The organism is Armatimonadota bacterium (genome assembly GCA_037138755.1).
GTDB lineage: Bacteria > Armatimonadota > Fimbriimonadia > Fimbriimonadales > Fimbriimonadaceae > Fimbriimonas.
In genome coordinates, this window is sequence record JBAXHT010000001.1 from 19,999 (window position 1) to 35,951 (window position 15,953).

The window sequence follows — 15,953 nt, forward strand, 5'->3', positions numbered from 1 at the left end:
TTTATCGGATAAAGTTCTTGACGTTGGCGGTGGCCTTCATCGTAACGGTTTGTGGGTTTGGCACGTTCGACTGCGGATAGTTACGGATCGTGACCAAAATCTGCATCAGTTGCCTCGTATCGTAGTCGACTCGGACGGTATCGGTTGCATTTGTGAATTGGAATCGATACGCCACACGGATTCGACCCGGTACAACGAAACTTGTTCCCGCAGTTGCGCCGCGAATGCGCATCTGACCCGGAATCGGGACTTCTGGATTAGAGCAGAGTTGGAGGTAACCAGCTTTGAATCGCGGTTGGAAGATCGCGCTGACGAAACTGCTTGCGGTATAGCTTGCGGGCGGCACTGGCAGGCCAAGTGCTGCATAACCAGCCGCAGACGGCTCCGGCACATTTGTGTAGTTGATTCGATACTCGTTCGGCCCGGGGTCCTTGTTCACCCGGCGATACCGGACTTCAAAGCTGGCGTTTGCTCCTGGAGCTTGGTCTGGCCCCCAGACTTCTTCTGAGCTCGGCACGATTGAAGCGTTGGGATAGAGCGCGAGTGGACTTGGTGTCCTGTCGCCTTGCGGCACGAGCCGAAGGTCGATGAAGCGATGCGCTCCGCCCACTTCGCCAAACTGAGCGGGGATGCCATTGCGGCCTTCTTTTGCGTCTTGCCAAACCTTATTGAACACTCGGTTGATGTTAAATCGATTCATCGCCGAATCGAAATAGGGTGCCACATCGAATGTGCCGGCAACGGCCGGGTCCGTGGTTGGCGTCAAAAAGCTTGGATTCGCTGGATTAACTGGAGGGACCCAACCCGGCTCCATCGCTGCGATTTGCGGGAGATTATTGGGGTTCACATCATTGGGATCGAAGATGTTCCCAGCTGCGTTCGGATTTTGGGCAATATCTCCGTGGTCGCTAATCGCGAAGCTCGCGTTAATTCTTCCCTTCTCCTGGTTCACGCTGAAAGGTTTGAAGACCTGAGCAGCGGGATTAGTGCTCGCGGCAGCCGTCGTCGATAGGGTGAAAGGATAACGCGCTAAGGGATCGTTCAGCGTGTACTTTCGCTTAGAGAAATCCGCATACGCAGCAACGCTGAAAAGTTCAGTGCCAGATCCAGTTGTTGTGTCTGGAACTCCCGAAGCCGGGTCGAAGTAAAAAATCTTCAAAAGACCGGCATCCGTTCGTGCGATTTGGTAAGGCTGCGGCGGCGCGTAGGTTCCCGGATAAGAGCGCACGGTGAGGCTGCTCCAAGCTCCGTACTTACCAATATAGGTCTCGGAGCCTAGATTAGCGGCACCTTCGGTTTCGGTTCCCAGTGGCATCGTCATCGCAGCATCTGAGCTGTCGCCTTCCACGTGCGATGGGCGGAACTGAATGAGTGGTGTGATTCGCGGCGAGTAGGTGCCACCGTTGTCGTTCAACTTGACAAGTCGGCTTGTCTTATCAATCACGGGCTGAATCATGTCATAACGACTCAATTCAGTGACGATCTGGGCTCGATTGAGCCAGTTGCGAACTCGAGTAGCCTTTGCGTCGTTGTTGACCGGCGCTCCGGTTGACGCTCCGGTCGCGAGGAAGAAATCAGGATCGTTGTAATTTGGCGTTCGACCTGTTCCGTCCGTCGGGTCCACATCAAAGAATGCTGCATTGACGGTCGGAACTCCGGCCACACTAACCACCGGCTCAACTTCGGCCATGTAAAGAACATACAGATTATCACGACCACCAGATCGGGCGGTGAGAATACCGTCGTAAGGATTGAGGTAGTTCGTGAACGGATCGCGGAGTCCGACCCAGTAGCGTCGGATCGTGGTTCCCGGAGCGAGTGGAAGTTGGACTTGTCCTTTCGGAGCGCGAAGCGTGGGGTCTTCCTTTCCGGTGTTCGGGTCAATGAACCCGCCGCCAACGCCTCGGTTCCCTACTTTCGCGGGCAGAACGATATCCAGCTTGGCATAGTTCATTCCCACCGTCACCCACGAGCTACCGGTCGGGCTTATGACGGTTCCGTTTTCGAGCACGCCTCGGGCGGGAGTTTGGAGAACGATGCTGACTCTTCCCCCAACACCCTCGACATCTTTCACTCCGACGGATTCGCTGATTTCTCTGGTAAGTCGCTCCGTAAGAAGCCTTGCTTTGTCTTGAGCATCCGCAAAAGCCTGTGCCGTTCGAGTCGCCTGGAAACTCTCGAACATCGGCACAACGATGATTCCGAGCAAGATTGTCGAGATCGCCATGACGGTGATCAACTCGATCAGGGTAAAGCCTTGGTTACGTCGGATTGGTCTCATCGTGCGGATTCTCCTTGATGTAGGTAGGTTTCTTTCGTGGTGATGTTCCATTGCTGGGACCATTGGTTAAAGCCGGTCGTCAGGTTGGTTGTAGCGTTCGGAGTCAAGTTGAACTTCGCGTTATTGAAGAACACTCGGACGAGCACTGACACACCTTGGACGTTGCTCACAGAGTAAGGAAGCGAGGTTGGCCCTTGGTCGGCGACGATTCCCGTCGCCCCAGGAATCAAGTCCCGGATGTCAATGGACGGCATCGGAGTTGAAATGGTATCTGCGCCGGGTCGTTGCAAGACAGAGAACTCAGCTCCTTCCAGAATCGCCGATTGCCCACCGATGATGTAGCGGATTCTACCGACTGAAACCTTTCGGTTAGTGTCCATTCGAGGGAAGTAAATCCGGGTTGGAAGACCATTCAACACGGCATCGGATCCACCGACATAGAACTGACCAGCACCTGGGGCACCCAAAGTGGAGGTGTAGTTCGATGGGTTACGAGTGACCTGAACTGCCCACTCATCCTTACCCATGAAGTAGCAGCGGATGACTCGTCCGGTGATGTTAGTAGGAACAACTGTTCCATCCAGCATCACGATGTTCTGGGTGAGACCGTTAGCATCGTTTCCATCGATGTCGAAGAACGTCACTGTGCCGGAAGACTTGTCAACCTTGAGCGCGGGTCCGCTCGGAGCATTTTCCATGATCTGTCCGCCAGTCGCAACATCAATGGCAAGGAAGTTATCGGCGACGGCAGTGTTGGCATTAGCCACACTTCCATTGTCAGCGACGAACACATCCTCCATGCTGTCGTTTGGCACGTCGCTGCCAGCAATTACGGCCGCATGACTTAGCTCAGCTCTACCGTCGGCGCCAGCGACCGAATTAGTCTTGAGCGAAGAAATTGGAAGTCGAACAGTCTTGGCCAGACCGGCTGGGCTGCTCTGAGTGATTCGGAAATCTTCGTGAAGGATTCGCCAGTCTCGAACATCGTAGTCAACTCGAGCGACGTAGGGACGGCGAGCCTGTCCCGCTCTTTCTTCATATCGACCAGCAAGGACGGGATTGAGCAGGAGCATCCCGATCCGATCGTTCAACAGCTTATAGGTGAACGGCGCATTCACTGAAAACGCGGTTGCATTAGGGATCCGCACAAATCGGCGCGCAACCCGAATGGAAGTCAACTCGACGCTAACCAGCGTTTCGCCACCACCAAGGACTCCTGGAATCGACCCGACTGGTACGGTGACGTAGCCCGGCACTGGCGTGGCTGCGATCGGAACAGTGTTGCGGAAAATCTGACGACGAACGATGTTGCCAGCGTTGTTCACCATTGCGGTGAGAGAAACCCGATATTCACCAGCAGTGGCCGCTGGGAAAGATATTTCCGCGGTAGGTGAGGTCGGATTGTTTACCAAGAACTCATACTCACGGAGGCCAGTGAAGTCACTTGCTTCGCGAACAAGCCGGTACGACATATCTCGACCGTAAACGTGAACTGTGTCGGTAGGAACACCGATGTCGCGAGCGATTGGTCCGCGCTCGACAAGGAGCAGCGATCCAAATGGAGCTGTGCCTGAAGTCGGGTCCGTAGTGAGCGATCGAGGGGACGAAATGACGTGAGTCTCCCCAATGATGCGGCGGAAGGAATTGGGACCCGAAACGAGTTGCCAATCTCGTCCTGCTTCAGGGACTTGGCCAGCCGCCGAAATTCCTGTTCCCGAAGGCGCGTACTCACTGATGAGCTTGTTTGCGTCCGTCTGCGGATCGAAGAATCCCGCGTTCACGTAGGTGATCGGCAAAACTGCTTCCGGAACCAAACCAGGGTTCGCCTTCAGCGATTCGATTTCAGCACGAGCAAGTGCCTGCGCCATCGACATGTTTCGCGTGCGAGCGAGAATCTTGATGCCACCCGGAAAAATCTGGGCAATGGCAAGGATTCCGATCAAAAATACCACGATGACGACGAGCACTTCGACGAGCGTTGTGCCACGGCGAAACCGACGAAAAGCAGGAGGGTTATGCATCAAAAGCCTCAAATCGAAATTAGAATGTGAATCGCCAGGATCGCTCAGACATCAGCTTGGAGTCCACTGGACGAGCTGCGCCGCCGAGCTGGAGAACCATGTCTTTACTGCCGCCATTGGTAAGGGCGCCGTTGCTGTAGTCACGGAAGAACGAGTTCCACGTGACAACGGTTGTCTCTGGGGGCTCGGTGTATCCAAGCTGCCGAGGGTCGTCGTTGACGCTGCCCGTAGTGGTCCCAAGAAGGGTCCAGAACGGCGTGTAGTGAACTTCGTAAAAGGTCTGACCACCTATTCGGACTTGCGACACATCGTAGCCGCTAACCGCATAGAACCGCCCGACATCCGTCGTTGCATTCCCCGAGTTTGCTCCGATCGAAGGGGTCATCGTTCGATCTTGATAGTAGTACTGAACAGTAGCTGCACTGTAGCTTGAGCCAAATGCTTGCCGTGCGTTAGGAATGTCGTCAAGGTTGTTGACTACGCCGTCCCCGTTAGTGTCGACGATTGGGGCCGAGCCGGTTGGACGATTGTCGACCTGCGGCCAGATTCCTGGCACCATAAGGTTCCGAGCAACCCGATTGAGGGACGGACGAAGGGTTTCGAGCGAGTCAATTCGCTTGGGATAGAGCGCTCCGCGAACTTGATCAGCAGGAACGACAGTAACACCAGCAGAGTATTCGTAAGGTGAGATGTAACCGAGAAGTGCTGGTGGATATCCGCCTTGGTCATCGCGATAGAGTTGCAGTGCGTTGCGAATCGAGTTCATCGCAGACATATCGCCACTCTTGTAAGCGTTTAGTTTGACTCGAGCAAAGACCGGGAAGATGATTCCCGCCAGGATCGCGATGATTGCGATGACCACCAATAGCTCAATGAGTGTGAATGCGCGTTTTCGATTCATAGCACTACTTCCAATTTCCCCTGCCAATTCGACTGCCCTATCGCCCCACGTGTTCCCCGGTTTCGGGGAACTTGATTCGATGGGGCAATAGTCCCAAACAGATGCCTCCTGATTATGGCTTGTCCGAACACCATTTATGGCAAGAAAGCGGGCCCTTGCATTGTTCGTAGGTATTCCGTCCATTTGTCAAGAAGATCAGTCTTGAATAGGATACAGACTAGCGCACCAATTGCCAAGTAGGGACCAAACGGAATTGTGCTGAAACTCGGCTCCCAGTCGTCGTCCTCAACGCTGAAATCCTCGACGGGGTAGCCGAACTTGGTGTACACCTGGGGGAACCAGATTGCAATGACGTCGACGCAAAACAGGTAGCTGAGGCCCAAGATCAGTAAATCCTTGATCGACTCCGGCTTGTATTCGTCCTCTTCCGTTGTGCCGGTTGCTTCATCAACGTCACTTTGCTCTGCTCTTCCCTTTCTGGCCGCTAGTGCCATGAATAGGAGTCCGAAAACAAGCCCCGCAACAACGGCAATTCCTACGCTGAATACGGTCAGCACACCACCGATCAGGGCACCGACTCCACGCATCATTTTGATGTCGCCGTGTCCCATCGCGTCCTTGCCAAACGCGACTCTGCCAAGGAAAGCGATTCCAAAAATGATTCCCCACCCGACCAGATACCCGATCATGCAATCGCGCATCGTGCCTTGGATCAGATGAAAAACCACGCCGACGAGGAGCAAAAAGGCGTTGATCTCGTCTGGAATGATGTAGTACTCGCCATCGATGAAGATGATGGACACCAAAGCCGCTGCTCCGATGGCGTAAGCGCAGCCGTACTTCCACGCTTCGTTACCACCTTCATAGCAGAAGTAGCGATACCAGATTGCAGCCCAGAGTAAGCCCGTGACAAGCTCAACCCAAAAATACCGGCTCGGAACCGCGATGCCGCAGTGACGACACTTCCCCTTCGACGTTAGCCAGCTAAACAGCGGAATGAGGTCAGGGCCGCCGAGTTGGGTTTTGCAGTTCGGGCAGAAGCTATTGCGCGGATTCCCGAGCGACATTCGCCGCGGGAGGCGATAGATAACCACATTGAGAAACGAACCGATAGTGGCACCCACCATCAGCCCGACAATCCATGTCCATTCAGGAAAAATCCCGGCACCCATAAGAGTTGCCGGGATAGTACCTGGTTCGACGAGTGCTCTACTTGTCGTCGTCACCGCCACCCGAAGATAGCTGAGAAATAACCTTAACAAGTGGAAGGAACATGGAGATAACGATGAATCCAACCATAAATCCGAGACCAACGATCATGATGGGTTCGAGAGCAGCCGTGAGAGAAGCCAAAGCCGCCTCCACCTCGTCCTCATAGAAGTCCGCGATCTTCTGGAGCATGAAGTCGAGCGAGCCGGACTCCTCACCAATTCCGATCATATGAACGACCATTGGAGGGAACAGCTTGGATTCTTCAAGCGGATCTCCGATTCGGTCTCCTTCACGGATTCTTGCCCGAGCTTCAAGAAGCGCATCAGACATGATAGTGTTGCCGACTGTGCCGGCAACAGTTTCCATTGCCTGGAGAATAGGAACACCTGAAGTGAGAAGGGTTCCCATCGTTCGGCTAAATCGGGCCATACAGATCTTGTGGTGCAGCTTCCCGAATACGGGAACTTTGAGCCTCACACGATCCATGACTCGTCGTCCGAACCGGGTGCTTGTAAACAGCTTGTTCGCAAAGAAGAGGATTACCAACGAAATCGCAACGATGTAGCCCTTATTGACTAAGATGTCCGAGACATCGATGAGGAATTTCGTAGGCGCCGGAAGGTCATCCGCCTTTAATCCAAGGTCAACCAGAATCGCAGCCCACTGAGGAACGAACCAATAAACAAGGAAGCCGGTAATACCGAGCGACATGACAAGAACAAGAACTGGGTAAGTCAAAGCAGACTTGACCTTTCTGCGTAGTTCCACGTCCTTCTCAAGGAAGTGGCTCAGTCTCTGTAGGGATTCCTCCAAGACACCACCGACTTCACCAGCTTTGATCAAACCGATAAAGAGTGAGCTGAACGCCTTTGGGTGACGTTGCATAGCACGGCTAAGGGATTCGCCACCTTCAACACGAGTTCCAAGGTCAGCAATGATTTTTTGCAGTCGCTTGTTCTGCGTCTGGCGACCCAAGACGTCCAAGCAACGAACAAGTGAGACACCAGCATCGACCATAGTTGAGAACTGGCGGCACCAGACCGAAAGGTCGGTGAGTTTGACCTTACCAGGCGACTTAGACTTCGGGCTTTTCGCCTTGATCATGGTCAACTCGGTAATCACGAACCCTTGTTCGGAGAACCTCGCCCTTAGTAGCTCCTCGCTTTCAGCATCGGCCGTCCCTTTCTGGATCGAGCCCATGGCGTCTTTGAATGTGTAGCTGAAGATTGGCATTTTCGCTCCCTTGTCTTTTATCTTTCTATTATCGTCGAATCTGTTGAGTTGTTGGACTTGTTCCTGGACCTTGTGCAGTAGCGAGCATCTTCTTGAGCTCCTCCACGTTACTACAACGTGCCATCACGTCTTCCAGCTTGACCCAACCTTTCATGTACAAATCACGTAGGCACTGATCCATCGTGAACATACCCATCTGAGCGCTGGTCTGGATCATCGAAGTGATCTGGTGAGACTTCGCTTCGCGGATAAGGTTGCGAATAGCTGACGAAGCGATCATGACTTCGTTGGCCGGAACTCGCCCCTTGCCGCTTGCGTGGGGAAGAAGCTGCTGCGAAATGATCGCGATCAGGTTGTTCGACAACTGAACACGGATCTGCTCTTGCTGCCCCGGAGGAAAAACGTCAACCATTCGGTCAACGGATTCCGCTGCAGAGTTGGTGTGTAGAGTGGCAAAGACCAAGTGACCCGTTTCCGCAGCGGTAACTGCAAGCGAAATCGTCTCGACGTCTCGCATTTCACCGACGAGCAGGATGTCCGGATCTTCACGAAGACTTGCACGGAGAGCATTGTTAAAGCTCTTCGTATCCATTCCCAACTCGCGCTGGTTGATGACGCAAAGCTTGTGCTCATGCAAATATTCGATCGGGTCTTCAATCGTGATAATGTGGTGAGCATGGTTCATGTTGATGTGGTTGATCATCGCCGCAAGCGACGTTGATTTCCCTGAACCAGTAGGACCCGTAACGAGGATAAGACCGCGAGGCTTCTCGACTAGCGTTTTCAAAATGATCGGGAGGCGAAGTTCCTCAACCGTCGGGATCTTCGAAGCGATCAGTCGGAACGCTGCCGCAACCGAGCCACGATCCTTGTACATGTTGACTCGGAACCGTGCCCGCGCCGTCGGGCCATCCGGAACTCGCTGACTGAACGGAATCGGCAACGAATAGGAGAAGTCGAGTTCATGAATCGTCTCGAACTTCTGAATGTTGTCGTCGGAGATGATTTCATAAAGCATCCTCTGGATGACTTCAGGGCTAAATTTGTCGTAATTCAGCCGCTTTAAACCACCATCATGCCGGACAACGGGGGGACTTGAGGCGCAGATGTGTAGATCCGACGAGTTTAGGTCAACGACGATGTTCAGTAGTTCGTCGATGTGAAGATCTTCGACTCCCTGTCGTGGTCCAAGCGGCTTGTCGTCACCCAATATCCCAGAAATTGTCTGGACGCGTTCGCGCCAGGCTTCTGGGTCCTGTTGATTCATGTTCCCCTGAGCCATCGGATTCATCCGAGGCGGCTGACCGTTTGCCTGCGGCGGCTGGCCCGGCTGATTCTGTCGAGTAGGATCGTTCTGCATTTTCTCTCTTACGTTTAGGGTTAAGTCTTAGTAGCCAGCGGTGAAGACGACGCGCATGACTTCTTCGGGAGTTGTGATGCCTCCGAGAACCTTGACGAGACCATCCTCGCGAAGTTCCTTCATTCCGTTAGCTTTTGCGGCTTCTTTCAGGTCGTTTAGGGGAGCACGTCTGACAACGAGCTCAGCAAGCTCTGCGTTCATCGTCATCAACTCGTGAAATCCGGTTCGTCCCTTGTAACCAGTCATGCGGTTATTCTCAGCTGGGATGCCTCGATACAAGGTCACCAGCGCTTCGGGATCCGTGACGTTGAAACCAAACCGGCGCAGGTCCATCTGAGTCACGTCGTATGGCTCCTTGTTCGCCGAGTCAATTCTTCGACCAAGTCGCTGAGCAAGAACACCAACAATCGTCGCCGCGATCAAGTAAGGCTCTACACCCATGTCGATCATACGAAGGGTGGCAGAAGGCGCGTCGTTCGTGTGAAGCGTGGAAAGCACCATGTGACCCGTTAGCGACGACTCAATGGCGATTTCTGCGGTTTCAAGGTCTCGCATCTCACCAACCATGATGATGTCAGGGTCTTGCCGAAGGTAGGCGCGAAGAGCAGTCGCAAAGGTCAGACCCGCTTTTCGGTTCATCTGAACCTGGGCAATACCGTTTAGCTGGTATTCAATCGGGTCTTCAGCGGTGATGATGTTGACGCCGACGGTGTTGAGGATGTTAAGAACCGAATACTGTGTGGTGGTCTTTCCTGATCCCGTAGGACCAGTGCAGAGAAACATTCCGTTGGGCTGACTTACGAGCTCTTCGATCTTGAGCTGATTCTCTTCAGTAAAGCCGATGCTGTCAAGACCGAGCAAGACGCTGGTCTTATCCAGAATACGCATAACGATCTTTTCGCCGAATGGCGTAGGGATCGAGCTAACACGAAGGTCAATTTCTTTCTGCCCGTGACGAACCTCGATACGACCGTCCTGAGGAATACGTCGCTCAGCGATGTTCATGTCCGCCATGATCTTGTAGCGGCTGATCAGCGGGGCCATGAGGTTCTTAGGAACCGTCATCGCTTCCATGAGAACGCCGTCAATGCGATATCGAACCCGAATGGCTCGTGCACCTGGCTCAACGTGGATGTCCGAGGCCCGGTCAGTAATCGCCTGTTGGATGATGGCACTGGCAAGCTTGATGATTGGAGCAGCGTCGGCAGCAGCTTCATCTTCTCGCGTCCCGATCTCCTCGAAATCCGATCCTTGCTTGACGCCAGCGTCGGCCATGATCTTTGCAAAGTTTGTGTTCGCCGGAGCAGCTGCGGCTGGCGTGTTATCAACCGGAGCCGCATTAGAAGCCGAGTAATACTTCTTGATAGCATCTTCGATCGCACCTGGTACCGCAAGGACTGGCACGACTCGGCAACCAGAGGCAAGTCGCAAATCGTCAATCGCCGCAATGTTGCTCGCATTCTTCATCGCAACGTACAGCGTCTGACCGTCCTTACGAACCGGAATAGCGGTGTGGTTCTTAACGATCCGCTCCGGCACAACGTTAAGCGCGCTTGAGTCAATCGTCATGCGGTCGAGGTCCGCAAAGCCAAGCCCCATCTCCTGGGCCTTACCTTGCAAAACTTCACGCTCACCCGCAAAGCCCAACTGCACGATGACCTTGTCAATCGGCGAGTTGGTTTGCTGCGACATCTTTGTCGCCTCGTTAGCCTGATCCGCGGACATAAAGCCCTTCGAAATCAACCACTGAATCATCGGAACGCGTTGCGCAGCCATATTTGAACTCTCAAGCAGACTCACACTCTCCCAGAGTGAGTCAGGGGATTGTAACCCAGATCAGCCCCTTACCGATAGAGGTTTCATCGTTCCTTTGCATTATTTGACGACAATTTATCCACCGGACGGGAACTTTGAACCAAGTGCGTAGCCGAGAGCGCAAACCGCAACTCCACCCAACACTTGAAAGCTTATGTTAAGGAGTGCGGCGACTGGCTGGTTAGCGCGCAGTTGCTCAAGCAGTTCCAACGAAAATGTCGAGAAGGTCGTGAAGCCTCCCAGGACTCCGATTCCCAACAAGAGGCGCATGGGATGATCCTTCGCCCAGATCGCCGCAACCACCCCCAAAAGGAAGCTACCCGTCAAGTTGATGAGCACAGTTGCCCAAGGAAACTCACTTCGGGAGAACAGCTTCGCAAGACCGTAGCGGCTGATGCCGCCCACAGCCGCTCCCAACCCAACGAGCAGATAGTTCATGAAGACCATTTTACGGAACCCAGCTCTACTCATTCGTGTTTTGGTTGGAGTGCTTGCGACTCTTTTGTTCACTTCACACGCAATGAAACTCGTCGCCTCAGCCCGGGACCAACTCACCTGGGGGACCGTTTACGACGCCCGATACATGCCCCTAAACTATCCCGGCGGAGACGTGGCACGGGATCGCGGAGTGTGTACCGACGTGGTGATTCGAGCCTACCGAACTGTAGGACTCGATCTGCAGAAGCTCATTCACGAGGACAAGCAAAAAGCACCGTCGGGGTACCCATCAGGTCGATTAGATCCGAACATCGACCATCGCCGGGTGCCGAACATGGTCGCCTTCTTCCGGCGCAAGGGCGCTTCGCTTCCCGTTGGAAAGGACTGGCGAACTGGGGACGTGGTTTGGTGGAAGCTCGAAAGCGGCCTGAATCATGTCGGCTTGGTCACCGACCGCAGAGGCTCCTCCGGAAACTTAATGGTCATCCACAACCTCAGCAAGCCCAAAGAAGAGGACTGCCTACTGAGTTGGAAGGTTTGCGGTCACTATCGGTGGTGACCCAGAACTGGTGGCGAGTAGACGGAGCTGCTTTCATCTCCCGAAAGACTTGACGACGCACCTGCCGAGCTCAAAAAAACACTGAACTCCTGTCTAAACTTTGCGTTTCGACGGGTTAGCGGAGTTTTTTGAAATGAAAATTGCTCGACACCTACTCGTTTTTTCTCTCGTTGTTGTCACCTCGTTGGCACTCGCCCAAGGCGGAGGCGGCCAAGGCCGTGGCCAGGGACGCGGCGGCTTCGGCCAGGGCCGAGGCGGACAGATGTCCCAGCTCTCGCTCTTGATGATGCCCGCCGTCCGCAAGGACCTCGACCTCTCAGAAGAGCAAATTACCAAGGTTGAAGCTCTCCAGCCTAAGCGCGGGCAGGGCGGCGCGGGCGGCGGTCAACGCGGCCAAGGCGGAGCGGGGCAGGGACAAGGTGGCGGACAGCGACAGGGTGGAGGCGGTCAGGGCGGACAGCTCACCGATGAGCAACGCGCGGCCATGCAAGAAGCAGCGAAGAAGAGAGCCGAAGAGCAGAAAGCTGCCATAGCGGCAATCCTGAGCCCAGCCCAGGTCACCCGACTCAGCGAGATCGGCTACCAAATCCAAGGCAACATGGCAATCCTCTCAGCCGATACTCAAAAGGCACTTGGACTTGACGAAAAGCAAATCGCGTCGATCAAAGAGTTGCAAACAAAACAACAAGAAGCGATGCAGGCTTTGATGGAGAAAGCCCGCAACCAGGAGCTGACCATGGAAGAGCTTCAGGAAAAGCGGACCAAAAATACCGACATCATGAAGGCTGAACTTGGCAAGATTCTCAAAGCCGACCAAGCCGCTAAGCTGAAGGCCATGGGCGGCACCAAGCCGTTCGTCGCTGATCCAGCCTAAGCGAGGTCAACAAAAGAAAGGAGCTGGAGATTCAAGTTCTCCAGCTCCTTTCTCTTTCCGGGTCGCACCTGCTAAACGTTGAAAAGGAATTCCATCACGTCGCCTTCCTGAACGACGTAAGCCTTCCCTTCCGCCCGTAGCACGCCCTTGTCTCGGGCGACTGACTTCGAACCACACTCGACCATGTCGCCGTAAGCAATCGTCTCGGCCCTGATGAACCCTCGCTCAAAATCAGAGTGGATCACACCCGCCGCTTGAGGAGCAGTCATGCCTTTGGTGATCGTCCAAGCCCGAGTTTCCTTCGGGCCGCAGGTGAAGTAGGTTTGAAGACCAAGCAGATCGTAGGTGGTGCGAATCAAGCTCTGAAGTCCGCCTTCCTTAACTCCAAGGCTCTCCAAGAATTCTTGGCGATCCTCCTCGGGAAGCTCGATGAGCTCCGACTCAACCTGAGCTGAGATCACGATGACTTCGGCACCTTCCTTCTTCGCGATCTCGCGAACGGAGGTGACGTAGGAGTTGCCCGCTGCAAGGTCGTCCTCATTAACGTTTGCCGCGAAGATGATCGGCTTGCGAGAAAGCAGTCCAAGTGGCTTGATAGAGGCGGCTTCGTCTTCCGTCAAAGCAACACTTCGAGCAGGCTGGCCGTCCTGAAGCGCCGGCACAATCTTCTCCAAGGCATCGACCTCGATCTGAGCTTCTTTCTTGGTTCGGACGTCCTTACGAGCGCGCTCCAGCCTGCGCTCGGCTTGAGCCATGTCGGCCAGAATCAGCTCCATATTGATAATCTCGATATCTCTCACCGGGTCGATTGAGCCTGCGACATGGATGATGTCGTCGTTATCAAAACACCTAACAACGTGGATGATCGCATCGACTTCGCGGATGTTGGCCAGGAACTGGTTCCCCAGCCCTTCGCCTTGGGACGCGCCCTTTACGAGCCCCGCAATGTCAACAATTTCCAGCCGCGCCGGAATTACGTTTTCCGATCCCGCAAGTTTAGCGAGAACCTCCAGCCGAGCATCGGGAACGCTCACCAATCCGGTATTGGGTTCTATCGTGCAGAACGGAAAGTTCGCGGCTTGCGCCTTACTGTTGGCAACAACCGCATTAAAAAGCGTCGACTTTCCGACGTTTGGCAACCCTACATTTCCGGCTCTGAGCATATTGGACACACGGCAAGACCTGAAGAGAGATCAAGCGAACCTACAGTTTACCGCCCGATAACCCATGAAAGAAGATCACCGCGTTTTGCCAGAGTTTCGGCACTTGCACCCTACCCAGCGAACGGAAACCCGCCACAATGGAGTACAGGTAATTGCGATGGGAATTCCTTACGTCATCGAACAAACAGCACGCGGCGAGCGAAGTTACGACATCTGGTCGAGGCTTCTCAAAGACCGAATCATCTTCTTGGGAACCGAGGTTGACGACTACATCGCCAATCTCCTGGTCGCCCAGCTCCTATTTCTTGAAAAGGAAGATCCGGACAAGGATATTGATTTCTACATCAACTCACCAGGCGGATCGGTAACTGCCGGTCTTGCAATATACGACTGCATGCAGCACATCAAATGCGATGTAGCAACGATTTGTGTCGGCTCCGCAGCTTCAATGGGAGCAGTTTTGCTCGCAGGTGGCGCGGCTGGCAAGCGTTATGCATTGAAGCATTCACGCATCATGATCCACCAGGTTTCGGCGGGCTTCCGAGGAACTGCAGCAGACATCAATGTCCAAGCAGCGGAAATCAACCGGATGATGGACTCCCTCATGGGAATCCTGAGCCACCATACTGGTAAATCTGAGGAAGAGGTGCGGAAGGATTGTGACCGAGACTACTTTATGTCGAGTCCTGCGGCCGTTGAATACGGTCTCATCGACAAGGTCTTGGAACGCGCTCCATAAACCGATATAGTTAAAGTAGGCACCTGAATGGCGAAGATTCCCGAACGAAGAGATCAATGTTGCCTCTGCGGCAAGCAGAAAGAGCAAGTACGAAAACTAATCGTCGGACTGCATGGCGCAGTCTGCATCGATTGTATTGACCTTTGCAACGACATCCTTCATACGGATACTGAACCTCGCGCTTCTGGTGCCAGAGCCGCCGCCGCGGCTGCAGCTGCTCCGGTGGCTCAGCCAATGGCCCCCGTCCGCTCGCATTCGGGCGTACCCAAGCCCCGCGAAATCGTTAACTACTTGGACTCCTATGTCGTCGGCCAAAGTCACGCCAAAAGAGCACTGTCCGTTGCGGTCTATAACCACTTTAAGCGCGTGAGCGAAAAGGGCAAGGGGAACAGCGATGTCGAGCTCCAGAAGAGCAACATCCTCATGGTCGGTCCTACCGGCTCAGGCAAGACTCTACTGGCTCAGACTTTGGCAAAAATGCTCAACGTCCCGTTTGCAATCGCAGACGCAACGGCTCTAACCGAAGCTGGCTATGTCGGCGAGGACGTTGAGAATATTCTTCTTAAGCTCTGGCAAGCCGCAGATGCAATGGATCCTAACAACACGAAGGAGCTTTGTGAGCGGGGCATCATTTACGTCGATGAAATCGATAAGATCGGGCGCAAGAGCGATAACCCGTCGATCACACGTGACGTCTCCGGCGAAGGCGTTCAGCAAGCACTCCTGAAAATCCTTGAAGGCACGACTGCAAATGTCCCCCCCGGAGGAGGCCGAAAGCACCCTCAGCAGGAGTACATGCAGATCGATACGTCGAACATCCTGTTCATCTGCGCCGGAGCTTTTGAAGGCATTGAAGACCTGATTCGTCGCCGAATGAAGGACAACACGATGGGCTTCCGCTCGAACCCGAGCGGTAAGAAGGAAGAAGTTGTCGACGTTTTGCAGGGACTGCTGCCAGAGGACTTGCTCAAGTTCGGCTTGATTCCAGAGTTCATCGGTCGACTCCCGGTCATCGCAACGCTCGACGTTCTGGACGAAGATGCCCTCATCAAGATTCTCAGCGAACCTCGCAATGCGATTCTCAAGCAGTACACCCGCTTCTTTGAACTCGATGGAGTCGATCTCGTGGTCGAGCCAGCCGCTCTTCGCGAAGTCGCCCGAGAGGCGATGAAGCGAAAGACGGGTGCCCGTGCGCTAAGAGCGATCATTGAAGGCGTCATGATGGACGTGATGTACGAAGTCCCTTCGAACGAGGACATCAAGCGAGTCATCCTCCCCGCTGGAATCATTGATCACAACGCTCACCCAATCCTGCTCAGTGAGTCAGATCTACTAAAGGCAAGCTAGGAGGATACGT

13 protein-coding genes are annotated in these 15,953 nt (G+C 54.1%); 4 read left to right on the plus strand and 9 right to left on the minus strand.

Annotation, left to right across the window (positions count from 1 at the left end):
- Position 1: 1 nt before the first annotated feature.
- The 8 genes from WCK51_00045 to WCK51_00080 form a co-directional block, all read right to left on the minus strand.
- Positions 2-2,281, minus strand: coding sequence for a type II secretion system protein (locus WCK51_00045; GenBank protein MEI7575256.1), 2,280 nt, complete (start codon positions 2,279-2,281; stop codon positions 2-4).
- The gene (locus WCK51_00050) at positions 2,278-4,302 is read right to left on the minus strand and encodes a hypothetical protein (protein MEI7575257.1); all 2,025 of its coding nucleotides are present in this window, start codon (positions 4,300-4,302) and stop codon (positions 2,278-2,280) included. Before WCK51_00050 ends, WCK51_00045 begins: the two co-directional genes overlap by 4 nt.
- Positions 4,303-4,321: 19 nt before the next feature.
- Positions 4,322-5,203 (minus strand): prepilin-type N-terminal cleavage/methylation domain-containing protein, encoded by an 882-nt coding sequence (locus WCK51_00055; protein MEI7575258.1) that lies wholly within the window; start codon positions 5,201-5,203, stop codon positions 4,322-4,324.
- 134 nt (positions 5,204-5,337) lie between these two features.
- On the minus strand, positions 5,338-6,375 hold the full coding sequence (locus WCK51_00060) for a prepilin peptidase (GenBank protein ID MEI7575259.1): 1,038 nt from the start codon (positions 6,373-6,375) through the stop codon (positions 5,338-5,340).
- A gap of 37 nt (positions 6,376-6,412) precedes the next feature.
- Positions 6,413-7,648, minus strand: coding sequence for a type II secretion system F family protein (locus tag WCK51_00065; protein MEI7575260.1), 1,236 nt, complete (start codon positions 7,646-7,648; stop codon positions 6,413-6,415).
- Between the two features lie 28 nt (positions 7,649-7,676).
- Positions 7,677-9,008 (minus strand): type IV pilus twitching motility protein PilT, encoded by a 1,332-nt coding sequence (locus WCK51_00070; protein MEI7575261.1) that lies wholly within the window; start codon positions 9,006-9,008, stop codon positions 7,677-7,679.
- 27 nt (positions 9,009-9,035) lie between these two features.
- Positions 9,036-10,784, minus strand: coding sequence for an ATPase, T2SS/T4P/T4SS family (locus tag WCK51_00075; GenBank protein ID MEI7575262.1), 1,749 nt, complete (start codon positions 10,782-10,784; stop codon positions 9,036-9,038).
- Between the two features lie 114 nt (positions 10,785-10,898).
- Positions 10,899-11,261 carry a CrcB family protein gene (locus WCK51_00080; GenBank protein MEI7575263.1) on the minus strand — a complete coding sequence of 121 codons (363 nt, stop codon included), beginning with the start codon at positions 11,259-11,261 and terminating at the stop codon, positions 10,899-10,901.
- 82 nt (positions 11,262-11,343) lie between these two features.
- On the opposite strand from WCK51_00080, the gene WCK51_00085 reads away from it, so the two are divergent.
- Together WCK51_00085 and WCK51_00090 are read left to right on the plus strand one after the other, a co-directional pair.
- Positions 11,344-11,820: a DUF1287 domain-containing protein gene (locus WCK51_00085; GenBank protein MEI7575264.1), complete on the plus strand. Its 477-nt coding sequence runs from the start codon at positions 11,344-11,346 to the stop codon at positions 11,818-11,820.
- 133 nt (positions 11,821-11,953) lie between these two features.
- On the plus strand, positions 11,954-12,694 hold the full coding sequence (locus WCK51_00090) for a hypothetical protein (protein ID MEI7575265.1): 741 nt from the start codon (positions 11,954-11,956) through the stop codon (positions 12,692-12,694).
- A 71-nt stretch (positions 12,695-12,765) separates the two neighbouring features.
- Here WCK51_00090 and ychF read toward each other — a convergent pair whose 3' ends face one another.
- On the minus strand, positions 12,766-13,857 hold the full coding sequence (ychF, locus tag WCK51_00095) for a redox-regulated ATPase YchF (GenBank protein ID MEI7575266.1): 1,092 nt from the start codon (positions 13,855-13,857) through the stop codon (positions 12,766-12,768).
- Positions 13,858-14,014: 157 nt separating this feature from the next.
- Between ychF and WCK51_00100 the strand changes: the two genes are divergently transcribed.
- Together WCK51_00100 and clpX are read left to right on the plus strand one after the other, a co-directional pair.
- Positions 14,015-14,596: an ATP-dependent Clp protease proteolytic subunit gene (locus WCK51_00100; GenBank protein MEI7575267.1), complete on the plus strand. Its 582-nt coding sequence runs from the start codon at positions 14,015-14,017 to the stop codon at positions 14,594-14,596.
- Positions 14,597-14,623: 27 nt separating this feature from the next.
- Complete coding sequence (gene clpX / locus WCK51_00105; GenBank protein ID MEI7575268.1) at positions 14,624-15,943, plus strand: ATP-dependent Clp protease ATP-binding subunit ClpX; 1,320 nt, start codon at positions 14,624-14,626, stop codon at positions 15,941-15,943.
- Positions 15,944-15,953: the final 10 nt, after the last annotated feature.